This is a genomic window from Catenuloplanes niger (assembly GCF_031458255.1).
In the GTDB taxonomy this organism is placed as follows: domain Bacteria; phylum Actinomycetota; class Actinomycetes; order Mycobacteriales; family Micromonosporaceae; genus Catenuloplanes; species Catenuloplanes niger.
The window spans coordinates 8606644-8627803 of the sequence record NZ_JAVDYC010000001.1 but is presented as its reverse complement, the minus strand read 5'-3'; the positions used below and the strand labels follow the sequence as shown (position 1 = coordinate 8627803).

Genomic DNA, 21160 nt, shown 5'->3' with positions numbered 1-21160 from the left:
GCGGCGCGGGACGCCAGCATCAGCTGGGTGGTAAATGGCGAAATTTCGGGCGCGAAGCGCCCGAGCCGGGCACTCGCCCTCGGCGGCGCTCGCCGTGACCGGCAGCGGCGGAAGTTCCGCGAGTGTGCGCGGTCAGCTCTTGATCGTGGTTACGTCGTCGAGGCCGGCGATGGCGAGGACCGGGGCCAGCAGCGGGGCGGCGACCAGGGTCGCGTGGTCGACGTGCTGGAAGAGGACGGCGAGGCCGGCGCTGTCGAGGTATTCGACCGCGGTCAGGTCGACGACGAACGAGTCGGTGCCGGCCTCGGTGCGGGCCGCGGTGAGCGCGGTCGCGAACGACGCCGCGTTGCTCATGTCGATCTCCCCGGCGACGGCCAGGACGAGGGCGCCGTCCGGGCGTTCGATGGTGGCGAAGCTCAGGTCGGTACTCATGCCGGGGCGCCCTTCGCGCCGAGCCGGGAAGACGTCATTGCGGGGATCCTCGCTCGCATGCCGACGACGGTGCCGTTCAAGCCGGTGGTGATGGTGACCTCGTGCATCAGGGCGCGGATCAGGAGCAGGCCGCGGCCGCGATGCGGGTTCGCCTCGGGGCGGGGGGCGCGCCAGCTGCCGGTGTCCGTGATGACCAGGTGCAGGTCCTCGGCGGTGGCGGCGGCGGACAGGTGGATCAGTCCGCCGGTGAGCTGGCGGTGGCCGTGCTCGATCGCGTTGGCGCACGCCTCGCCGGCCGCCACCAGCACGTTCTGCGCGGTGCCGGTGTCGACGCCGCACCGTTCCAGCCAGGTGCGCAGCGTGGAGCGGACCGGGGCGAGCCGGTTGGCCTCGGCCGGGAACTCCAGCTCGAGCGGCCCCGGATGGCGGTAGAGCAGCAACGCGACGTCGTCGTCGTAGCCGGCGTCGGGTGCCATGCTGGTCATCACCTCCGTGGCGAGGTCGTCGAGCGGGGCGGAGCGGCCGCGCTGGACGACCGTGCTGACCCGGCCGATGCCCGAGGTGAGCGGGGTGCGGCGGCGTTCTATCAGGCCGTCCGTGTAGAGCAGCAGCGTGGCGCGGGCCGGCACGGTGTACTCCGCCTCGGGCCGTTCGGCGGCGCCGCGGACGCCGAGCGGCCGGGAGCGTCCCTTGTCGAGCAGGTCGGTGGTGCCGTCCGCGTGCGTGATGATCGCGGGCGGGTGACCGGCGCTGGAGTAGCGCAGCTCGCCGGTGCCGGTGTCCAGCGTGCCGCAGAAGACGGTGGCGCACATCGCGCCGGGGAGCTGGGCGGCGAACCGGTCGAGCGCCATCAGCGTGGCGGCCGGGCTCAGGTTCTGCAGCAGCAGCGCGCGGCAGGCGCTGCGCAGCTGGCCCATCACGGTCGCGGCCTGCAGGCCGTGGCCGACGCAGTCGCCGACCACGATGCCGATCCGGTCGTCGGGGAGCCGGACCGTGTCGTACCAGTCGCCGCCGACCTTGAGCGGGCGGGTGGCGGGCGCGTACCGGACCTCGAAACCGGCCGGGAGCTGGGCCGGGCCGAGGATCGCGCGTTGCAGCGCGAGCGCGGTCTCCCGCTGCTGGTCGATCTGGTGGATGCGGTGCAGGCCCTGGCCGAGGTGGCCGGCGAGCAGCGCGAGCAGGGTCTGGTCCTCCGGGGTGAACGAGCGCTTCTCCGCCGGTTCGACCCAGAGCACCATGGTCCCGTCCGGGTGCTCCAGCGTGATCCCGGCGCCGGTCAGCGGGTCCGCGACCGGGGTGAGCAGCGGCGTGTCGCGCAGCACGGTGAGCGTGGCGCGCAGCGACTCCGGCAGCGTGTCCCAGCGCCGGTCCGGTTCGGTGGAGACCACGTCCGGGGTGGTGCCGGCGCCGAAGACGACCGCGTGCACCGCGACGGCCCGCCACAGGCCGGCGAGGACCGGCAGCACGCCGGCGAGCGCGCCGCCGACCGTGTCCGCCTGGGTCAGGCGCAGGCCGAGCGCGGCGAGCGCGCTGTCCCGCTGCACCGCGTAGTGCTCCGCGGTGACGTCGCGGAACGTGCCGACGATGACGCGCCGGCCGGTGTCCGGGTCCTGGACCCGGTTGAACGCGGCGGCGACCCAGATCCGGTGGCCGTCGCGGTGGTTGACCGGGATGGTGTACGCGCCGCGGGTACGGTCCATCAGCAGCCCGAACGCGTCCTGGACCAGGCGGTGGCCGTCCGGGTCGCGCTCCGCGTCCGGCCACCACGGGTGCACCGGCGGGTACGGCAGGCCCTCCGGCCCGTACCCCAGGATGGTCTGGAACGTGGAATTGATCTCGATGACCGCGCCGTCCTCGTCGCAGACGAAGAACGCCTCCTGCAGCGAGTCGATCAGCGCGGTGCGCCACCGGGCGTGGTGGTTGCGCAGCCGGGACAGCTCCAGGTTGGCGCGGACCCGGGCCAGCAGCTCCGCCGAGGAGAACGGCTTGACCAGGTAGTCGTCGGCGCCGGCCTCCAGGCCCTCGATCGACGCCTCCTGACCGGCGCGGGCGGAGAGCAGCAGCACCGGCGTGCCGGCCGTGCGTGGGTCCGCGCGCAGCGCCGCGACCAGTTGCAGGCCGTCCAGCAGCGGCATCATCACGTCGCTGACGATCAGGTCGGGGTGGCGGAGCCGGGCCGCGTCCAGCGCGGCCTGCCCGTCCGCGACGGACTCGACCCGGTGCCCGGCCGAGCGGAGCAGCCGGACCAGGTAGTCGCGCATGTCCGCGTTGTCGTCCGCGACCAGCACGGTGGGCTGCGCGCCGGCATCCGCCGACGGTGCGGCGGGCACCCAGCGGGACACCTCCTCCACGTACGGCGCGGCGGCGGAGGGCACCGTGGAGCCGGCCGGGATCAGCGCGTCCGCGGGCAGGTGCGCGGTGCCGAACGGCAGCCGGATGGTGAACTCGGTGCCCTCGCCGAGCACGCTGTCCGCGGTGATGGTGCCGCCGTGCAGCTCGACCAGTTCCTTGACCAGCGCGAGTCCGATACCGCTGCCCTCGTTGGACCGCGACCGGGCGCGCTCGATCCGGTGGAACCGCTCGAACAGCCGGGGGATCTCGTCCGGTGGCACGCCCACGCCGGTGTCGGCCACGGTCACGGTCGCGCGGTCGCCGTCCGGGCGGACCGTGACGCGCACGCCGCCGCCGAACGTGAACTTGAGCGCGTTGCTGAGCAGGTTGAGGACGACCTTCTCCCACATGCTCCGGTCGACGTGGACCGGGTGCGGCAGCGGCGGGCAGTCGACGTCCAGGCGCAGCCCGGCGCGCTCGAACGCGGACCGGAACACGCTGGCCAGCTCCGCGGTCGCGGCGGCCAGGTCGACCGGCTCGTACCGGGCCTGCATGCGCCCGGCCTCGATCCGGGAGAAGTCGAGCAGCGTGTTGACCAGCTTGCCGAGCCGCAGCGCGTTGCGGTGGATGACCTCCAGGTCCGGGTCGGCCGCGCCGATCCGGGCGCGAAGATCCTCGACCGGACCCATGATCAAGGTCAGCGGGGTACGGAACTCGTGGCTGATGTTGGAGAAGAACGCGGTCTTCGCCCGGTCCAGTTCGGCCAGTTCCTCGGCCCGGCGCTGCTGGGCCTGGTAGCTGCGCGCGCTGGCGACGCCGGACGCGACGTGCCCGGCGGCCAGTTCCACGAAGCCGCGGTAGCCCTCGTCCAGCGGCCGGAACCGGTTCAGGCCGGCGACCATGAACCCGTACGGCGTACCGCCCTGTTGCAGCAGCGGCACGACCAGCGCCTCGGTCGGCGGCTGGTCCCAGTCGCCGTGCGGGAGCCCGTCGACGCCGTCCAGCGGGACGAGCCCCTCGGTGTGCGTGTCGAGCCCGGCGGGCACCTCGCCGGCGATGCCGGTGGACCCGGCCAGCCGCGCCGTGTCGTCGTCGAACAGGTAGGTCAGCGTGAACGGCAGGTCGCGCAGGTTCCGGCCGAGCTGGGCGCACGCGAACGCGAGCACCTGCTCCTCCGAGCGGATCGCGCTCGGGTCGGAGCCGAGGTCGCGCAGCGTGGCCATCCGCCGCTCGCCGATCACCCGATCGGTGTCCTCGCTGACCACGCACAGCATGCCGACGACCGCGCCGGCGTCGTCGCGCAGCGGGCTGTAGGAGAACGTGTGGTAGGTCTCCTCCGGGTAGCCGGACCGCTCCAGGAACAGCAGCAGGCCCTCGTCCCAGGTCGCCTCGCCGGTGGAGAGGACGGTCTCGATCCGCGGGCCGATGTCGCCCCAGATCTCCGCCCACACCTCGCTGGCCGGCCGGCCGAGCGCCCACGGGTACTTCCGGCCGAGCGTGTCCCGCCGGTACGCGTCGTTGCAGAAGAACGTGAGCGCCGGGCCCCAGGCCATCCACATCGGGAAGCGGGAGGACAGCATCAGGCTGACCGCGGTCCGCAGGCTCTGCGGCCACTCCTCCGCGGGGCCGAGCGGCGTCTCACGCCACCGCACCGCGGCGAGGTCGCGGCCGACGGGGCCGACGAACACACGTCCAGTCATCCTTGACAGCTCTCCCGGTCCGGAATCCTCAAAAGGATACGCAGTCGGGCCGGACCGGGAGAGTTCGTTCGCCGAACGGTCGGCCACGCTACGGCTTCAGGACGACCTTGATGCAGCCGTCCTCCTTCTTCTTGAAGATCTCATATGCCTGCGGGGCGGATTCCAGCGGGAGCCGGTGGGTGACGAGGTCGTCGACGCCCAGCGGGTCGCCGGCGCCGGTGAGCAGCGGCAGCACGTCGTCGGACCAGCGGCGCACGTGCGCCTGGCCCATCCGCATCGTGACGCCCTTGTCGAACAGGTCGAACATCGGGATCGGGTCGGCCTGCCCGCCGTAGACGCCCACGATCGAGATGGTGCCGGCCCGCCGGACCGAGGCGAACGCGGTGCGCAGCGCGCCCATCCGGTCCACGCCCATCGTGTCGATCGCCTTGCGGGCCAGCGCGTCCGGGAGCATGCCGGCCGCGGTCATCGCGGCGGCCTGGAACGGCGTGCCGTGCGCCTCCATGCCGACCGCCTCGATCACGCCGTCCGCGCCGCGCCCGTGGGTCAGCTCGATCACGGCCGCGGGGATGTCGTCGATCTTGTTGGTGTCCAGCACCTCGATGCCGTGGCGCTCCGCCATCGCCAGCCGCTCCGGCACGCTGTCGACCGCGATCACGCGCTCGGCGCCGAGGTGGCGGGCGATCCGCGCGGACATCTGCCCGATCGGGCCGAGGCCGGTGACCAGCACGGTGCTGCCCGGCTCGATGTCCGCCCACTTCGCGGCCTGCCACGACGTGGTGAGCACGTCCGACAGGAACAGGTATCGCTCGTCCGGGTGATCCGCCGGCACCTTGATCGGGCCGAAGTGGGCCTGCGGGACGCGCAGGTACTCGGCCTGGCCGCCGGGGACCTGGCCGTACAGCTTCGTGTAGCCGAACAGCGACGCGCCCTTGCCGTGCTCCTTGACCTGCGTGGTCTCGCACTGGGCGTAGTAGCCGCGGCTGCACATCCAGCACGAGCCGCAGGAGATGTTGAACGGGATCACCACGCGGTCACCCGGCTTGATGTGGGTGACGTCCGCGCCGACCTCCTCGACGATGCCCATCGGCTCGTGGCCCAGGACGTCGCCCTTGTCGAGGTACATGCCGAGCACGTCGTAGAGGTGCAGGTCGGAGCCGCAGATCGCGGTCGAGGTCACCCGGATGATCGCATCCGTCGGCTCCTGGATAGTCGGGTCGGGGACGGTCTCGACGGACACCTTGCTCGTGCCCTGCCAGGTCAGTGCTCGCATGGGTGACGGTGTGCCCCGGACCAGGCGGGATTAACCACGCTTTCCCGGGGCATCCGGCAGGTATGGCTAATCAGTTTGCAGTGGTCACCGGCGCGTCCAGCGGCATCGGGTACGAACTCGCCCGGCAGCTGGCCTCGCGCGGCTACGACCTGTTGATCACGGCGTCGAGCGAGGACATCTCGCAGGCGGCGGCGAATCTCCGGCGGGACGGCTCCGGCGTCGAGGTGACCGAGGTCCGCGCGGACCTGGCCACCCCGGAGGGCGTGGAGAAGGTGTGGGCCGCGATCACCCGCGACGTCGACGTGCTCGCGCTCAACGCGGGCCGGGGCATCGGTGGCGAGTTCGTCGGCGGCACCGACCTGCGCGACGAGTTCAACGTCATCGACGTCAACGTCACCTCGACCGTGCACCTGGCCAAGCTGGCGCTGCCCGCGATGGTCGCGCGCGACGCCGGCGGCGTGCTGTTCACCTCGTCGATCGCGTCCACCATGCCGGGTACGTACCAGGCGGTCTACAACGCGTCGAAGTCGTTCGTGCAGTCGTTCGCGGAGGCGCTGCGCGAGGAGCTGAAGGACACCGGCGTGACCGTCACCGCGCTGATGCCCGGCCCGACCGACACGAACTTCTTCCACCGCGCGGACATGGACGACACCCGGGTCGGCGCCTCCTCGAAGGACGACCCGGCCGTGGTCGCGGAGCAGGGCATCGAGGCGCTGCTCAAGGGCAAGGAGAAGGTCGTGGCCGGCTCGGTCATGACGAAGGTCCAGGGCGCGGCCAGCAAGGTCATGCCGGACAGCGCGAAGGCGAAGATGCACGCCAAGATGGCGGAGCCGGGCTCGGCATGATGCTCCTCGAGGGTTACTCCTGGCTCCCCGGCCTCGGGCGCACCCCCGCGCCCACCCGGCTGTTCGGCCTGCGCGCCACCGCGGTGCGCGGGCCGGACGCGGTCCGGTTCTTCTACGACGAACGGCACGTCAAGCGGCACGGCGCGCTACCCGAACCGGTGCGTGGCACGCTGACCGGCAAGGGCGCGGTGCACACGCTGGACGGCGACGCGCACCACGCCCGCAAGGCGATGTTCCTCGCGCTGCTCAAGGAGCCCGCGCAGGTCAAACGGCTGGCCGACGAGCTGGACGCGGCCTGGGACGCCGCCTCGGCCCGCTGGCCCGGCCACCGCGTGATCCTGTTCGAGGAGTCCGGCCGGATCCTCACCGACGCGGTGTGCCGGTGGGCCGGCGTCCCGCTCGTCCCCGGCACGCTGCCCGCGGTGGCGGCCGACCTGCAGGCGATGGTGGACGGCTTCGCCACCGGCGGCCCGCGGCACTGGCGGGCCCGGCGGGCGCGCGGCCGGCAGGAACGGCACTTCGAAAAGCTGATCACGGGGGTACGGGACGGGAGCGTGACCGTGCCGCCGGGCTCGGCGTGCGAGGTGGTGGCCCGGCAGCCGGACCTGTCGCCCCGTACCGCCGCGGTGGAACTGCTGAACATCATCCGGCCGACCGTGGCCGTCTCCTGGTTCGTGGCGTTCATGGGCCACGCGCTGTGGCGGCACCCGGAGCAGCGGGCCGCGCTGCGCGACGGCGGCGACGACTACGCACGCGCGTTCGCGCACGAGGTCCGGCGGTTCTACCCGTTCGCGCCGTTCGTCGGCGGCAGGGCGGTCCGCGACCTGTCCTACGGCGGCGTGCGGATCCCGCGGGGCTCGATGGTGCTGCTCGACATCTTCGGGCACCTCCACGACCACCTGCTGTGGCCGGAACCGTACCGGTTCGCTCCCCAGCGCTTCCTGGAGCGCGAACCGGGCCGCGACGACCTGATCCCGCAGGGCGGCGGCGACCCGGAACTGCACCGGTGCCCCGGCGAGGACATCACGGTCACGCTGATGTCCCGGATCGCCCAGCGCCTGGCCGCCCTGGATCACCGGGTGCCGGCCCAGGACCTGGAGATCTCCCTGCGCCGCATCCCGGCCCTCCCCCGCAGCGGCATGATCATCCGAGTCCGCTGACCCGGCTCCCCCGCCCGGGGACGGTCACGGCGTACCGTACCCGGGCGGTGCCGGCGCCGGTGGGCCCCCGCGGTCTCCCTGCGGTATCTGCTGGATCTTCTCGCGGTGCAGGAGGTCGAGATCGGCCTGCGCTGAATCGCCGTCCTCGCCCGCGGGTTCTCCGGAAAAAATGTGGCCGGGGTGGTGTCGTATCGGGGGGTGCCCGTTCGTAGGGCGTGTGGGTGGCGTCCGCGGGGACGTCGCGTTCCGCAGATCAGGAGGGGAAGACCGTGACGGAGTATCTGATCGCCTTCAACGACGACTGGGTGGAGCCGCACACGCCGGAGCAGATCGAGGTGAAGGGGGCGGCCTCCCGCGCGGTGATCGCGGAGATGGTGGCGAAGGGCATCCTGATCTTCAGTAACGGCGGGCTGGACCGGTCCACCGCGATCTGCAGCGTCGAGGCGGTCGACGGCAAGCCGGTCTTCTCCGACGGGCCGTACACGGAGACGAAGGAGTACCTCGGCGGCTTCGCCGTGATCGACGTGCCGGACGACGAGACCGCGCGGTACTGGGCCGGCCGGCTCGCGGCCGTGCTGGAGTGGCCGCAGGAGGTGCACCGCTTCGGCGGCCCCGGCGCGCCCCGGCGCCCGGGCCGGGACTGAGCGGCCACCGCCGGGCGGGTTCCCGCCCGGCGGGGTTCAGTCCAGGCAGAACTCGTTGCCCTCGACGTCCTGCATCGGGATGCACGACTCGTTCTCACCGTCCGCGACCAGCACCTGCACGACGGTCGCGCCGAGCGCGACCAGGCGTTCGCTCTCCGCCGTCAGCGCGGCCAGCCGCTCCGCCCCGACCAGCCCGGTGCCGACCCGCACGTCCAGGTGCACCCGGTTCTTGACGACCCGGCCCTCCGGCACGCGCTGGAAGAACAGCCGCGGCCCCGTCCCGGCCGGGTCGACGCAGGCGAACCACTCACCGCGCCGCTCGGCCGGCAGCGACCGCTCGTAGTCCGCCCAGTACCCGAACCCCTTCGGCGGCCGCGCGACGTAACCGAGCACCTCGCACCAGAACCGGCCGACGCGCTCCGGCTCCGCGCAGTCGAACGTCACCTGAAACTCCCTGACCGACGCCATCCGGACACAGTAGAGCCCCCGCTCCCGTCCGTCGCCGCATTAACGGTCGGTCGCGCCGGGCGACGAGCCGTACGCCCTCCGCGCCGAAGCGACCGGCCAGTGCCCGCATGACGGCGAGGACGTCCTCCCGCCCGATGCCCGAGCACCTCGTACCGGGCGGGGCGCAGACATCACTGGTCTTGCGCGAGATCCTGCCGGGCGAACCCCGGCGGCGCCGAATCGGCCGGTACGGTGCCACCGTACCGGGCGGGAGGATGAACATGGGGATGCCGTGGCGAGAGACGCCCGCGGAGCTGGCGGGACGGCTACGGTGGCACGGCGTCGATCCGGGGCGGGTGCACGACGTACCGGCGGCCTGGAAAGGTTTTCGGGCTTTTCTGGCCGTCGCCGTCGACGGGCTGGAGCCGGGGGCGGACGCCGACGGGTTCATCGTGCAGTGGGGGCGGCACGACTGGCATGACGACCTCCCGGGTCTCAATTTCACCCGGCAGCTCGCGGTGGACGTGCGCGGCGACGGCGGTTGTCAGCCGGAGTACTGGCACGTCCGTCTGGACATGGTGTTCGCGGACGCGCCCGCGCTGGCCGATCTCGACCGGCTCCCCGTGCAGGACACCGGCTTCGACCTCAGCCCGTGCGGGCCCGGCCGGGAGCGCGCCCTCGCGGAGGCCGAGTGGGAGGTACGGCACTATCCGGTGCTGCGGGCCCTGTGGCGGAGCGCTCCGGTGCGCAGCGCCGTCACGCTGGAACGGGCGGATTGAACGCCGGACCGGAAGGATCGATCAGCGGGCGGCCGGTGCGGGGTGTGCCGCCGGGTCAGCGGCGGCGGGCGACCGCGGCGGCGAGGCCGAGCACGACCGCGTCCTCGAGCAGCGCGGCGGCGAGCGGCGGCCAGCCGCGCCGGGTGGCGAACGCGCGCCAGCGGGCTCCGGCGACGCTGCCCGCGAGCGCGCCCGCCACGGCCGGGAGCGCGTGCAGCGCGGGGCCGGTGCCGGAGCGGGCGGCCAGCGCGGCGGCCGCGGCGGCGCCGGTGGCCGCGCGGACCGTGAGCGCGGGCGGCGTGAGGCGGCTGGGGGCGTTCGGGAGTTTGTCGCCGGCGAGTTCGCCGAGCGCGCCCGCGGTGGTGAGCGCGCGGGTCCACGGCCCGCCGAGCGGACCGGACCGGGAGGTGAGCGCGACCGCGGCCAGGCCGGTCATGCTGCGGCCGCCGGAGACCACGCCGAGCAGGAACGAGCGCAGGAGAGGCATTCCGGTCGGATACCCGGACCTTTCGCCGCGAAACGGCATCGGACGATTGCGCGGTGCGCCCGGTGGGTAGACGCGGCGTCATGCGTATCGGAAATGTGGAGATCCGGCCGCTGGGCGGCGGCGTGGGCTGTCTCGGGATGATCCTGGTGTCGATCCTGCTGTCGGTGCTGTGCACGGTCGGCGCGAACCTGGTGCTCAGATGACGAGGCACTACGACATGACGACGGCGTGGCGGATCCACATCGGCGCGGTGGTGCTCGTCGGCCTCGGCTGGATCGCCGCGCTGGTCTACACGCTGACCGGCGCGGAAGGACCCGACTGGTGGTTCTTCGTGATCGGGTTGACGGCCTTCGCGTTCATCCTCACCGCGTTCCTGCGGTCGCTGGCCCTGGAGGTGCGGATCGCCGGTGACGCCGTCACCGTGGCCACCGCGTTCGGCACCCGGCGCATACCGCTGTCCGACCTGGACCCCCGGGCCGCTTCGAGAGGTTGACGACCCCGGGCAGCTGGGTCAGGGAGGTGCGGTACGCCGGCGGCCGGTTCCTGGTGCCGGGCCACAGCTCCGGAGGCGAACTGCTGCGCGATCTGAGGTCCGCGAGCTGATCAGGTCTGCGGCCGCAGCAGGGTGATCCGGTTCGCGCCCAGCTCGGTGACGTACAGGTTCCCGGCGTGCTCCGTGACGTCGAGCGGCTGGCTGAACCCGGTGAGCCCGGTGATCCCGGTGGTGCGGTTGCTGAGCGTGCCGTTCGCGGCCACGTCGAACGTCTGGACGTCCTGCCCGGACGAGTAGCGCACGACGAGCAGTTTCCCGCGCAGCGCACCGCCGAACGCGGCACCGGTGTACTCGACGACGCCGTTCGCGGACGCGTGCAGGCCCGCGTCGTACATGCCGGCCAGGTCCAGGTTCGGGTCCGGCGACGTGCCCACCGGGTATCCCGGCACCTGGAACGGGTCGGTGCCGGCGGTCGGGTTGCCGCCCGCGAGGACCCACTCGCACCGTTCCGGGTTCGGGTGCCCGTAGTACCGGCCCGGCCGCACGTCGAACACGTAGTCGGTCTCGGCCGAGCCCACGCCCGTCAGACCGGGCACGGCCGGGCCGGTGTAGCCGCGCCGCGCGCAGGACGCGGGCAGCGGTGACGGCGTCGCGGGCGTGTTCCCGCCGGCCGCGGACCCGTTCGTCGGCGTGTAGAGGTGCCCATTGGAGTGCCACACCAGGTCGTAGGCGTTACGCACACCGGTGGCGAAGATCGTCAGGGGCGCACCGGCCGCGTACGGGTCGTACGCGCCGCCCTCGGCGGTCTTGGCGTCGAGCGGCAGCGCCGGCGGCAGGTCCGCCACGTCCAGCCGGAGCACGGCCGCGGACAGCAGCCGTTCCGGCCGGTTGCCCCAGGTCGAGTCCGGCGCGCCCATCGCGTTGTTCGCGCCCTGCGAGACGTAGAGCGCGCCGTCCGGCCCGAACGCCAGCGAGTTCGTCTCGTGGTCCTTGACCGACCGCGGCAGGTTCGTCACCACGTCGGTGTAGACGCTCAGGTCCGGCCCGCTGAGCCGGGCGATGTGGCTGGACCAGTCCGGCACGTTGAGCGGCCCGGAGTACTCGTAGTTGTCCGTGATCCACAGGATCGGCGCGGCCGGCGTGGACGCGGGGTCGAAGGCAAGGCCGATGACGGTACGGTCGGGAGCGCCCGCCAGCCCGGCCGCGACCGCGTGGTCCCGTACCGTGTCGATCACGGTGGCCGCGCCGAGCGTGCCGTCGGCGCCGATCGGGAAGCGGAAGATGCGCCCGTCCAGCGTGCCGGCGTAGAGCCGCCCGTCCGGCCCGGTCACCACGGAGGTGAACGGCGCGCCGGTGGCCACGCCGACGGTCTTGGTGAACGCGACCGGCCCGCCGCCACCGGGCGCCACGCCGGTGCGGAACACGATCGAGTAGGGCTGGAACGCACGCCCGGCGACGTCGCGCACCTGGGTGGTGACCGCGAACCGGTACAGCGTGGACGGTTGCAGCGGCGACGTCGGCGAGAGGTTGATGACGTCCCCGCCACCGCTGGTGATCGGGTTCGCCGGGACGGCCGCGCCGTCCGTGACCCGGGTGAGCGTGACCGTGGCGGACGTGAGCGTGGCCGGGTCGACGCCGCCGCCGGGCAGCCGCAGGTCCTCGACCACGCTCGCGGTGACCGGCACGTCGACGGCGAGGTTCGGCGGGGTGCCGGCCCGCACGGACGGGAGCGCCGCGGACGCCGGCACGCTCGCCACGTCCACATAGTTGAGTTTCGTGTTCGTGCCGCCGGCCGGGCTGACCGTGAGCCGCCCGTCCGTGACCGTCACGGTCCGGGTCACCACGGCGTGCCTGCCGGACGCGGTCGGCACGAACGCCGCCACCGCGTTCTGGTCCTCGACGGAGACCCAGTGCGCGCTGTCGACGGCCGTGCCCGCGTCGCCGGCCGCGACCGTGACCGTGTAGGCGCCGTTCGGCACGGCCGCCTCCCAGCTGCCCGGCGTGGTCACGCCGCCCGACCCGGCCGGCAACTGCGCGTGGATCAGCGTGGCGAGCCGCAGGTCCGGCTGCCCGCTCCCCCGGTTGCGGCCGTTACCGACCAGCGACAGCGGCACGGCCGTGCCGAGCGCCACCCACCCGTACCCTCTGGTGGTCGTGAACGCCTCGCCGAAGTCGCGGCGGTAACCGGTCGGCGGCACGGTCGCCGCGTCGGAGAAGTTGATCTTCAAGCCGAAGGCCGCGGGCGTGGCCGTGACCGCCGCCGAGGCCGCGGACTCGTTGCCGTGCCGGTCCACCGCCCGCACGGTCCACGAGGCGGCGGTCCCGTTGGTGACCGCGATGTCCGTGAAGCTCGTGGCCGGCACCAGGCCGGGCCCGGAGACCAGCGTGCCGCCCCGGTAGACCCGGTAGCCGCCGAGGTCGGCCGCGGTGCTCGCGGTCCAGCCGACGGTCGCCTGCCGGTCCCCCGGGACGACCGACACGCCGCCGACCGCGCCGGGCGGCACCGTGTCCGAGGTGTCCCGCGCGATCGAGACGTGGGTGAGCTTGGTGTTCGTCCCGCCGATCGCGTCGAGCGTCAGGCGCCCGTCGAGCACCGGCACCGTCGCCGTGGCGGTCAGGAACTCGGCCGTCGCGGTGCCCCGGAAGCCCGGCACCACGGTCACGCCCTCCGCGCGCACGACGTGCCGGCTGTCGTAGGCCGGCTGGTCGCCGACCCCGGCCGTCACCTGATAGGTGCCCGGCGGGAGCGCATACTCCCAGGCCCCGGCGGTCGCCACGCCGTTCGTGCCGCCCACCTGACCGTACTGCAGGTGGATGATCGTGTTGAGCAGCGCCGGGACGCCGGACCGGGCCCGGTCACGCGTGTTCGCGGTCAGGTCCAGCGGTGTGCCCGGCGCGTCCTCGCGCACCCACCCGTAGCCGCGCGCCGCGTCGAACGCCGCGCCGGTGTCCGCCGCGTGGCCGCTCGTCGCCGGCGCGCCGGCCGGCCGGAAGTCGACCGACGCCACCGGCACCACCGCGGCCCGCGCCGGCACCGCGAGGAACACCGAAGAACAGGACAGGGCAACGACGACGGCGACGCGACGGTACGTGGACACGGGCGCTCCTGAGGGCCGGGGAGGCCCACGCTCGCACACCCGCGAAGATCACCGGGTCCCGTCGCGCCGCTTCGACCCCGCTCGCGCCGATTAGGTGTTCGCCCACGACGACGGCATAGCGGCAAAGCCAGTGGCATGGCGGTAAAGCCGACGGCATGGCGGCAAAGCCCGTTTCGTCACGGCAGATGCGGCAGGATGCGGTCCATCCGGGCCGGAAGGTCACGGATGCGGACACCCGTGGCATGCCAGACCGCGTTCAGGATCGCGGCGGGTGAGCCGACGATGCCGATCTCGCCGATGCCCTTGCTGCCCATCGGGTTGAGCTGGTCGTCCTGCTCGTCGATCCAGGCCGCGTCGATGTCACGGACGTCCGCGTGCGCCGGGATGTGGTAGTCGGCCAGGTCGTGATTGACCCAGTCGCCGGTGTGCGGGTCGAGCACGCCCTCCTCGTGCAGCGCCATCCCCAGGCCCATGGTCATCCCGCCGATGAACTGGCTGCGGGCGGTGCGCGGGTTGAGGATCCGGCCGGCCGCGTACATGCCGAACAGCCGCGGGACGCGCACCTCGCCGGTGACCGCGTTGACCCGCACCTCCGCGAAGTGCGCGCCGAACGCGTGCCGGCCGTCGTTACCGCGCGCCTTGACCAGCTCGGTGCTGTCGAAGACGACCTCGCCGGTCATCCCCCGCTCCCGCAGCTGCCGGCACGCGCCGTCGATCGCCCAGCCCCAGCTGGCGGTGCCGGACGAGCCGCCGGCCACGGACGCGCGCGGCAGCCGGGTGTCGCCGATCCGCACGGTCACGTCCGTGACCGGCAGGCCGAGCGCGTCCGCCGCGATCTGGGTGAGGACGGTGCGTGCGCCGGTACCGATGTCGGTCGCCGCGATTCGCACCTCCACCCGCCCGTCCGGCAGCGCGGTCGCGGCCGCGGTGGACGGCTGGGCCATCGCCGGGTACGTCGCGCCGGCCACGCCGGTGCCGACCCACCACTCGCCGTCGCGGCGCCGGGCCGGGCGCGGGTCACGGCCGGCCCAGCCGAACCGTTCCGCGCCCTCGCGCAGGCAGCGCACGTAGTGGCGGCTGGTGAACGGCTCGCCGCTCTCCGGTTCGGCGTCCGGCTCGTTGCGCACCCGCAGCTCGATCGGGTCGATGCCGAGCGCGTGCGCCAGCTCGTCCATCGCGCACTCCAGCGCCACCATGCCGGGGGCCTCGCCGGGCGCCCGCATCCAGCGCGGCGTGGGCATGTCCAGCCGGACCAGGCGGTGACCGGTACGGCGGTGCGCGGCCGCGTACATGTGCCGGGTCACCACCGCGGTCTGCTCGGCGAACTCGAACAGCCGCGAGGACTGCGAGACCGCGTCGTGCGTGATCGCGGTGAGCGTGCCGTCCTTCGCGGCGCCCAGCCGTACCCGCTGGATGGTGGGTGTCCGGTAGCCGACCATGGTGAACAGCGCCTGGCGGGGCAGCGCCAGCTTGACCGGGCGGCCGGTGACCTTCGCGGCGATCGCGGCGAGCACCGCGTTCGGCCGGGCCGAGCCCTTGGAACCGAAACCGCCGCCGACGTGCTCCGCGACCACCCGCACCCGCGCCGGGTCGAGGCCGAGCGCCTTCGCCACGTCCGGCGCGACCATGTGCGGGCCCTGGTTGGAGTCGTAGAGCGTGAGGTCGTCGTCGCCGTCCCAGACCGCGATGGTCGCGTGCGGCTCCATCGGGTTGTTGTGCAGCGCCGGCGTGGTGTAGGTGACGTCGACCGTCACCTCCGCGGCGGCGAGCGCGGCCTCCGCGTCACCCTGTGCGCTCTCCGCCGGGAAGCCCGGGTTGACCTTGTCCGGGGTGTACAGCTCCGGGTGGTCCGCGCGCAGCACGACGTCGTGCGGCTCCTCCTCGATGTCCAGGACCACCGACTGGGCCGCGTGCCGCGCCGCCTCCAGCGTCTCCGCGACCACCAGGGCGATGACCTGCCCACGGTACGAGATGGCGTCCGTCTGCAGCACCCACAGCTCCGGGTCGGCGGGCTTCGCCAGCTCGGGCGCGTTGCCGTGCCACAGCACCGCGAGGACGCCGTCCAGCGTCGGGTCGACCTCGACGTCCCGCAGCCGCCCGCGCGCGACCGGCGACCGGACCACCCAGGCGTGGGCCGCGTTCCCGACCGGGTACTCCGCGGCGTACCGGGCCGCGCCGGTGACCTTGTCCGGGCCCTCGACGCGGGCCAGCGGCGTGCCGAGCGCACGCCCGGGAACGGTGGCGGTCATCGCCGTCCCTCCGTGAGCGCGCCGAGCACGGCCGCGGTCATGTTCCGGATCAGCTGGATCTTGTACGCGTTGTCGCGCAGCGGTTCGGCCGCGGCCAGCTCCGCGTCCGCGGCCGCGAGGAACGCCTCCCGGGTGGCGGGCCCGCCGCGCAGCGCCTCCTCGGCCAGGTGCGCACGCCACGGCCGGTGCGCGACCGCGCCCCACGCCAGCCGTACGTCCGCGACGGTGTCGTCCTCGAGCTGGATCGCGGCCGCGACCGAGCCGGTGGCGAACGCGTAGGACGCCCGGTCCCGGGCCTTGCGGTAGGCGGACCGGCGCGCCGCGTCCAGCGGCGGAAGGTCGACCGCGGTGATCAGGTCGCCGCGCCGCAGAACCGTGTCCTGCTCCGGCCGGTCGCCGGGCAGCCGGTGCAGCTCGTCCGCCGGGATCTCCCGCTCGCCGTCGATGCCGACGACGCGGACGCGGGCGCCGAGCGCGGCCAGCGCGACCGCCATGTCGGACGGGTGGGTGGCGACACACGCCTCGGACGCACCGAGGATCGCCAGATTGCGGTGGTCGCCCTCGCGGGCCGGGCAGCCGGTGCCGGGCTCGCGCTTGTTGCAGGCCTTGCCGGTGTCCTGGAAGTACCGGCAGCGGGTGCGCTGCAACAGGTTCCCGCCGGTCGTGGCCATGTTCCGCAACTGCCCGGACGCGCCGGCCAGCAGCGCCTGGGACAGCACCGGGTAGCGGCGGCGGACCTCCGGGTGCGCGGCCAGCTCGCTGTTGCGCACCGTCGCGCCGACCCGCAGCGTGCCGTCCGGCAGCTCGGTCACGTCGTGCAGCGGCAGCCGGGCCACGTCCACCAGCGCACCGGGCGTCGCGACGCCGAGCTTCATCAGGTCGACCAGGTTCGTCCCACCGGCGATGAACGTCGCCTCGGGATCCCGCGTGAGCGTGGCGACCGCGCCGGCCACGTCCGCCGCCTCGTGATAGGTGAACTCCCTCATCGGGCCGCCTCCGCGATCGCCGGGACGATGTTCGCGTACGCGCCGCAGCGGCACAGGTTGCCGCTCATCCGCTCCTTGATCTCATCCTCGTCGAGCCGCGGTTCGTCGCCGTCGGTGACCGCGCTCGGCCACCCCTGCCGCGCCTCGTCCAGCATGCCGACCGCGGAGCAGATCTGCCCGGGCGTGCAGTACCCGCACTGGAAGCCGTCGTGCTCCAGGAACCCGCGCTGCACCGGGTGATCGCCGCCCAGCCCCTCCACGGTCACCACGGAGGCGTCGCGCTGGGTGACCGCGAGGATCAGGCAGCTGTTCACCCGCCGCCCGTCCAGCAGCACCGTGCACGCCCCGCACTGCCCGTGGTCACACCCCTTCTTCGCCCCGGTCAGCCCGAGATGCTCCCGCAGCGCGTCCAGCAGCGTGGTCCGCGAATCCACCACGAGATCCCGCCGCTCCCCATTGACCTCGACCGTTAACGCGACCGCCACCTGCGCCTCCCAGAGTCGTCCTGATGGCGGAGTGCCCGTCACCGCCCGGCCGAAACACGATCCCGCGAGCCCACCGGCGCCGAAGACCGGGCGGGCCGGCCGCGGACCGGGCGTACCGGGCGTACCGGGCCGGCCGCCCCACCGCTGAGCAGGCCGTACGGGCTTGTACGGGCGCGACCGGGACCGTACGGGCCGCGTCCGGATCGGCGCCGCGACCTTCCACCGCGACGACCACGTGGGCTTGGCTCAGCCCATCCGGACATCGCACCGGCCTCGATCGAAAGGACGTCCCCTGCGTCTGTCGCACCCACCGACCACGGCACGACGGCTGCTCGGCGGCGCGTCGCTCACCACGACCGCCGTCCTCGCCACGGTGCTCGCCACCGCGGCCCCCGCGCTCGCCTGGACCAGCTACATCGGCTCCAACTCCGGCGGCGCGAACGTGCGCACCTGCGCGAGCACCGGCTGCCCGCCCATATCGTCGGGCGCCTACCTCTACAACGGCCAGGGCGTCGACATGCTCTGCTGGACCGACAACCAGTGGGTCAGCCCGCCGAACTCCGATTACAGCTCCAACCGCTGGTTCCTGGTCAACTCCCCGGTCGGCACCGGCTACGTGCACTCCTCGCTGGTCGAAGGACAGCGGTCGGTCGGCCGCTGCTGACGCTGCGGCGGCGTGGTGCCCCGGCTCGGCAAAGCCGGGGCACCACCACGCGGTCCCGGGCGGCTAACGGTTCCGGCGGGTGCGGAACGTCGTGCGGATCTCGTCGGTGAGTTGGCCGGGCTGCTCGAGCGCGGCGAAGTGCCCGCCGCGCTCGAGTCGGGCGTAGTGCAGCACGGTCGGGTAGCGGCGCTCGACCCACCGGCGGGACGCCTGCACGGCCTCGCCGGGGAAGACGCTGAAACCGGCGGGCACCGGGTTCGGCTCGGTGGCGAACGTGGGGTTGCGCCGCTCCTCCCAGTAGAGGCGCGCGGCGGACGCGGCCGCGTTGGGCAGCCAGTAGAGCATGATGTCGTCGAGGATCTCGTCCCGCCCGACGGCCGTCTCCGGGTCGCCGTCGTGCTCGGCGACGTCCTGGAACAGCGTGTAGATCCAGGCGGCGAGTCCGGCCGGCGAGTCGGACAGCGCGTGGCCGATCGTCTGCGGGCGGGTGGCCTGCTCCCGGGCATACCCGTCGAGCTCGTCCCGGTAGCGCCGGGCGCGTTCGATCATCCGCTGCTCCTCCGGCGTGGCCTCGTCGATCTCCTGCGCGGTCGGGAACACCAGCGGCAGGTTGAAGTGCACGCCCAGGCAGCGGTCGGGAGCCGCGCGGCTGATCCGCTCGACGACCGCGGAACCCCAGTCGCCGCCCTGAGCGAACCAGCTGTCGTAGCCCAGGCGCCGCATCAGGGTGATCCACGCGTCGGCGATCCGCGCCACGTTCCAGCCGGGCTCGGCCGGCTTGTCGGAGAAGCCGAAGCCGGGCATGGACGGGATCACCACGTGAAACGCGTCGGCGGCGTCACCGCCGTGCGCGACCGGGTCGGTCAGCGGGCCGATCAGCTCCCGGAACTCCAGCACCGACCCGGGCCAGCCGTGGCAGAGCAGCAGCGGAACCGCACCGGGCTCGGGCGAGCGCACGTGCAGGAAGTGAATTCCCAACCCGTCGATGTCGGCACGCGAGGAGCCGAGCCCGTTGAGGTCCCGCTCGCAGCGCCGCCAGTCGTACTCGGTGGCCCAGTACTCGCAGAGCGCGCGGATCCGGTCGGTCTGCGGTCCCTGGCCGGCGTCCGGGACCGTCTCCCGGTCCGGCCAGCGGGTGGCGGCGAGCCGTCGCCGCAGGTCGAGAAGGTCTTCGTCGGGGATCGCGATGGGGAACGGGGTGACGTCGGACATCGGTTGCTCCAGGTTCGTGCGGGGCGGGCCGTCACCATACCCATAAAGTGGAGGAGAAAATCAACTTAGAAAAGTTTCCTCCACTTCTGGATAGTGTCGGGGCCCGGACCGCTCCGGGTTCATGCCGGCGCTTCTCCGTCGGGCACGGGCAGCCGCAGATGCGCCTACGGGTCAGGTCCGGGCCGGGACAGCCGATGAGCCGGTCCGAACGTGCGGCACGGTCGTGCGCGCAGGTACCCGGTCGCAGGAGGCGCGGATGGGATTGTCAGGCCGGGACTGCCCCGACTGCGGCCGTCGTGTCCGCGAGCCGTTCGAGAAGACGATCACCGGGCGTGAGGTGTGTCCGGACTGCGCGAACGCCCTGTTCCTGGGCTCCGCCGCAGGCGCGGTCAACGGCGGTGCCGGGTCCGGGTACGGGGTCTGGGCGATGCTCGTGCGCAAGGTCCGGCGCTCCGGCTGACCCCACGGCGATCCGGTGCCGTGGTTCAGGACGGCGGGTACGGACACGTCGACGGGGTACCGGACGGCACCTCGTCGCGGCCGCGGTCCCCGTCGCGGTCGAGGGCGGTCAGGAAGCGGAAGAAGTGCGGGTCGAAGCGGTCCGGGTCGGCCGCCGCCAGGTCGGCACGCGTCCACCAGCGGACGGCGTGGAACTCGCCGGCGTCCGGGCGCAGGTCCTCGTCGCCGGTGCTGGCCAGGACGCACCAGAGGCTGACGTCCGTATGCCCGTGGTCCCGGCCGACCGTCCGCGTGACGGTCAGGAGGACCGGCGACCGCTACGGGCTCACGCATCCGGGAATGCTGCCGCGCCCACCGCGCCCGCCGCGGACCCGAGCGGGAGCACAGTGGAGTTCCCTGCCCCGTTCCGGGCCGTTGACAAGCCGCATGCTTCATTGACAGACTTCGACGGCACTGAGAGAGCGCTCTCGCACTGTGTGTGATCGGGGCCCGGGTGGTCCACCCGGTGTGGTCGTCGCCGGAGCCGAGTTCCACCGGCGATCGAGAGAAGGGAACCTTCCGATGAGGCACGAGAGGCTCTACCGCAGCGCGACGGCCGCGGCGACGTGCGGGCTCGCGGTAGCGGCGATGATCGTGGCCGGACCCGGGGCGGCGGTCGCGGCCACCGGCTCGGCCACCGCCGGGTCGGCCATCGTCGGGCCAGCCGCCACCGGCCACGCGCCGGCCGCGCGGACGACCTACCGGCAGTTCCTCGGCGAGGTGACCACGCCGACGAGCTACCCGGCGAACGTCCCGCACGCCGGATCGTACGTGTTCGAGTACGAGGTGCAGGGCCTCGCCTACTTCAACACCTACGTCGACGACCTGGAGCTGGGCTACGTCGGCGGCGTGGCGGGCACCTACCGCACCCCGGCGGTGCGCCTGGAGGCCGGCGAGCGCCGGGTCCGGGCGGTCGGGCCGCACGGCCCGGGAACCGCGAAGGTCTACCTGGTCGAGGCCCCCGCACGCTGACCATCCGTCACGAAGGGCCCGCGCGGGCCCTTCGTCGTCGGCCGCCACCGACCGTCTCCGGGCACCGGACGGCCGGAACGGCACACGATCCGGTCCGCGCTCAGCGACCACCAGCCGCAAGCCCCACTCGACCTCGACAGCGGCTCCGGTGTTGCGTGTCCGACGTACTTCGACGGTTCGGGTTGTCATGGCCAGATGCCATGATGCGGGCGTGGACGACGCGTCGGTGGTGTTGAAGCGGGAGTTCGAGTCCGTCGAGGAAAGCTTCATGCTCGGACTGCGATGCGATCTCGTCTGGGATCGGGAGGCGTTCAGCCGGTTGGAGCGCTCGATGCGGGTGGCCTGTGAAAAGTACGAGGGCCGCGACGACCTGCCGCGTTGGGCGGCCGAGGGCTTGCGCTGAGT

At 73.2% G+C, this 21160-nt stretch carries 20 protein-coding genes; 10 read left to right on the top strand and 10 right to left on the bottom strand.

The features are described from left to right. Positions 1–132 precede the first annotated feature (132 nt). From J2S44_RS37960 to J2S44_RS37950, 3 genes are all read right to left on the bottom strand, one after another. Entirely contained in the window at positions 133–432 is a 300-nt protein-coding gene (locus tag J2S44_RS37960; protein ID WP_310424593.1) for an STAS domain-containing protein, read from the bottom strand. Next, positions 429–4463: a SpoIIE family protein phosphatase gene (locus J2S44_RS37955; protein WP_310424591.1), complete on the bottom strand. Its 4035-nt coding sequence runs from the start codon at positions 4461–4463 to the stop codon at positions 429–431. The genes J2S44_RS37960 and J2S44_RS37955 overlap by 4 nt, the downstream gene beginning before the upstream one ends. An 88-nt stretch (positions 4464–4551) precedes the next feature. Further along, positions 4552–5736 carry a zinc-dependent alcohol dehydrogenase gene (locus J2S44_RS37950; RefSeq protein ID WP_310424589.1) on the bottom strand — a complete coding sequence of 395 codons (1185 nt, stop codon included), beginning with the start codon at positions 5734–5736 and terminating at the stop codon, positions 4552–4554. 62 nt (positions 5737–5798) lie between these two features. Here J2S44_RS37950 and J2S44_RS37945 point away from each other — a divergent pair, with 62 nt between their 5' ends. The 3 genes from J2S44_RS37945 (at position 5799) to J2S44_RS37935 (ending at position 8385) form a co-directional block, all read left to right on the top strand. Further along, a complete protein-coding gene (locus J2S44_RS37945) occupies positions 5799–6581 on the top strand; it encodes an SDR family NAD(P)-dependent oxidoreductase (RefSeq protein WP_310424587.1) in 783 nt (260 codons plus the stop codon). Continuing rightward, positions 6578–7741 carry a cytochrome P450 gene (locus J2S44_RS37940; protein WP_310424585.1) on the top strand — a complete coding sequence of 388 codons (1164 nt, stop codon included), beginning with the start codon at positions 6578–6580 and terminating at the stop codon, positions 7739–7741. Before J2S44_RS37945 ends, J2S44_RS37940 begins: the two co-directional genes overlap by 4 nt. A 269-nt stretch (positions 7742–8010) precedes the next feature. Beyond that, the gene (locus tag J2S44_RS37935; protein ID WP_310424583.1) at positions 8011–8385 is read left to right on the top strand and encodes a YciI family protein; all 375 of its coding nucleotides are present in this window, start codon (positions 8011–8013) and stop codon (positions 8383–8385) included. A gap of 36 nt (positions 8386–8421) precedes the next feature. Here the strand turns inward: J2S44_RS37935 and J2S44_RS37930 are convergent, their stop codons facing one another. Continuing rightward, positions 8422–8853: a VOC family protein gene (locus J2S44_RS37930; protein ID WP_310424581.1), complete on the bottom strand. Its 432-nt coding sequence runs from the start codon at positions 8851–8853 to the stop codon at positions 8422–8424. A gap of 266 nt (positions 8854–9119) precedes the next feature. On the opposite strand from J2S44_RS37930, the gene J2S44_RS37925 reads away from it, so the two are divergent. Further along, positions 9120–9611 (top strand): hypothetical protein, encoded by a 492-nt coding sequence (locus J2S44_RS37925; protein ID WP_310424579.1) that lies wholly within the window; start codon positions 9120–9122, stop codon positions 9609–9611. 55 nt (positions 9612–9666) lie between these two features. Here J2S44_RS37925 and J2S44_RS37920 read toward each other — a convergent pair whose 3' ends face one another. Then, positions 9667–10098, bottom strand: a complete 432-nt coding sequence (locus J2S44_RS37920; RefSeq protein WP_310424577.1) for a hypothetical protein — start codon at positions 10096–10098, stop codon at positions 9667–9669. 80 nt (positions 10099–10178) lie between these two features. On the opposite strand from J2S44_RS37920, the gene J2S44_RS37915 reads away from it, so the two are divergent. Next, a complete protein-coding gene (locus J2S44_RS37915; RefSeq protein WP_310424575.1) occupies positions 10179–10301 on the top strand; it encodes a hypothetical protein in 123 nt (40 codons plus the stop codon). Beyond that, positions 10298–10591 (top strand): hypothetical protein, encoded by a 294-nt coding sequence (locus tag J2S44_RS37910; RefSeq protein ID WP_310424573.1) that lies wholly within the window; start codon positions 10298–10300, stop codon positions 10589–10591. Before J2S44_RS37915 ends, J2S44_RS37910 begins: the two co-directional genes overlap by 4 nt. 110 nt (positions 10592–10701) lie before the next feature. Here J2S44_RS37910 and J2S44_RS37905 read toward each other — a convergent pair whose 3' ends face one another. The 4 genes from J2S44_RS37905 to J2S44_RS37890 form a co-directional block, all read right to left on the bottom strand. Next, complete coding sequence (locus J2S44_RS37905) at positions 10702–13689, bottom strand: Ig-like domain-containing protein (RefSeq protein WP_310424571.1); 2988 nt, start codon at positions 13687–13689, stop codon at positions 10702–10704. Positions 13690–13865: 176 nt separating this feature from the next. Next, positions 13866–15938 carry a xanthine dehydrogenase family protein molybdopterin-binding subunit gene (locus J2S44_RS37900; RefSeq protein ID WP_310424569.1) on the bottom strand — a complete coding sequence of 691 codons (2073 nt, stop codon included), beginning with the start codon at positions 15936–15938 and terminating at the stop codon, positions 13866–13868. Then, positions 15935–16924, bottom strand: coding sequence for an FAD binding domain-containing protein (locus J2S44_RS37895; RefSeq protein WP_310424567.1), 990 nt, complete (start codon positions 16922–16924; stop codon positions 15935–15937). The genes J2S44_RS37900 and J2S44_RS37895 overlap by 4 nt, the downstream gene beginning before the upstream one ends. Further along, positions 16921–17409 carry a 2Fe-2S iron-sulfur cluster-binding protein gene (locus J2S44_RS37890; RefSeq protein WP_310424565.1) on the bottom strand — a complete coding sequence of 163 codons (489 nt, stop codon included), beginning with the start codon at positions 17407–17409 and terminating at the stop codon, positions 16921–16923. The genes J2S44_RS37895 and J2S44_RS37890 overlap by 4 nt, the downstream gene beginning before the upstream one ends. 241 nt (positions 17410–17650) lie before the next feature. Between J2S44_RS37890 and J2S44_RS37885 the strand changes: the two genes are divergently transcribed. Further along, the gene (locus tag J2S44_RS37885) at positions 17651–18073 is read left to right on the top strand and encodes an SH3 domain-containing protein (protein ID WP_310424564.1); all 423 of its coding nucleotides are present in this window, start codon (positions 17651–17653) and stop codon (positions 18071–18073) included. Positions 18074–18136: 63 nt separating this feature from the next. Here the strand turns inward: J2S44_RS37885 and J2S44_RS37880 are convergent, their stop codons facing one another. Further along, complete coding sequence (locus J2S44_RS37880; protein ID WP_310424562.1) at positions 18137–19285, bottom strand: epoxide hydrolase family protein; 1149 nt, start codon at positions 19283–19285, stop codon at positions 18137–18139. 256 nt (positions 19286–19541) lie between these two features. Here J2S44_RS37880 and J2S44_RS37875 point away from each other — a divergent pair, with 256 nt between their 5' ends. The 3 genes from J2S44_RS37875 to J2S44_RS37865 all read left to right on the top strand — a co-directional run bounded on the left by J2S44_RS37875 (position 19542) and on the right by J2S44_RS37865 (position 21158). Then, positions 19542–19745, top strand: a complete 204-nt coding sequence (locus J2S44_RS37875; protein ID WP_310424560.1) for a hypothetical protein — start codon at positions 19542–19544, stop codon at positions 19743–19745. 560 nt (positions 19746–20305) lie between these two features. Further along, a complete protein-coding gene (locus tag J2S44_RS37870) occupies positions 20306–20755 on the top strand; it encodes a hypothetical protein (protein WP_310424558.1) in 450 nt (149 codons plus the stop codon). Between the two features lie 211 nt (positions 20756–20966). Next, positions 20967–21158, top strand: a complete 192-nt coding sequence (locus J2S44_RS37865; protein WP_310424555.1) for a hypothetical protein — start codon at positions 20967–20969, stop codon at positions 21156–21158. The last annotated feature ends 2 nt before the right edge of the window (positions 21159–21160 follow it).

What these genes read in the sequence shown, in the direction of transcription:
- J2S44_RS37955 (WP_310424591.1), bottom strand. Translation starts at nt 4,463, where the DNA reads ATGACTGGACGTGTGTTCGTCGGCCCCGTCGGCCGCGACCTCGCCGCG.
- J2S44_RS37945 (WP_310424587.1), top strand. Translation starts at nt 5,799, where the DNA reads ATGGCTAATCAGTTTGCAGTGGTCACCGGCGCGTCCAGCGGCATCGGG.
- J2S44_RS37900 (WP_310424569.1), bottom strand. Translation starts at nt 15,938, where the DNA reads ATGACCGCCACCGTTCCCGGGCGTGCGCTCGGCACGCCGCTGGCCCGC.
- J2S44_RS37940 (WP_310424585.1), top strand. Translation starts at nt 6,578, where the DNA reads ATGATGCTCCTCGAGGGTTACTCCTGGCTCCCCGGCCTCGGGCGCACC.
- J2S44_RS37930 (WP_310424581.1), bottom strand. Translation starts at nt 8,853, where the DNA reads ATGGCGTCGGTCAGGGAGTTTCAGGTGACGTTCGACTGCGCGGAGCCG.
- J2S44_RS37910 (WP_310424573.1), top strand. Translation starts at nt 10,298, where the DNA reads ATGACGAGGCACTACGACATGACGACGGCGTGGCGGATCCACATCGGC.
- J2S44_RS37870 (WP_310424558.1), top strand. Translation starts at nt 20,306, where the DNA reads ATGAGGCACGAGAGGCTCTACCGCAGCGCGACGGCCGCGGCGACGTGC.
- J2S44_RS37960 (WP_310424593.1), bottom strand. Translation starts at nt 432, where the DNA reads ATGAGTACCGACCTGAGCTTCGCCACCATCGAACGCCCGGACGGCGCC.
- J2S44_RS37950 (WP_310424589.1), bottom strand. Translation starts at nt 5,736, where the DNA reads ATGCGAGCACTGACCTGGCAGGGCACGAGCAAGGTGTCCGTCGAGACC.
- J2S44_RS37875 (WP_310424560.1), top strand. Translation starts at nt 19,542, where the DNA reads ATGGGATTGTCAGGCCGGGACTGCCCCGACTGCGGCCGTCGTGTCCGC.
- J2S44_RS37895 (WP_310424567.1), bottom strand. Translation starts at nt 16,924, where the DNA reads ATGAGGGAGTTCACCTATCACGAGGCGGCGGACGTGGCCGGCGCGGTC.
- J2S44_RS37920 (WP_310424577.1), bottom strand. Translation starts at nt 10,098, where the DNA reads ATGCCTCTCCTGCGCTCGTTCCTGCTCGGCGTGGTCTCCGGCGGCCGC.
- J2S44_RS37880 (WP_310424562.1), bottom strand. Translation starts at nt 19,285, where the DNA reads ATGTCCGACGTCACCCCGTTCCCCATCGCGATCCCCGACGAAGACCTT.
- J2S44_RS37915 (WP_310424575.1), top strand. Translation starts at nt 10,179, where the DNA reads ATGCGTATCGGAAATGTGGAGATCCGGCCGCTGGGCGGCGGCGTGGGC.
- J2S44_RS37925 (WP_310424579.1), top strand. Translation starts at nt 9,120, where the DNA reads ATGCCGTGGCGAGAGACGCCCGCGGAGCTGGCGGGACGGCTACGGTGG.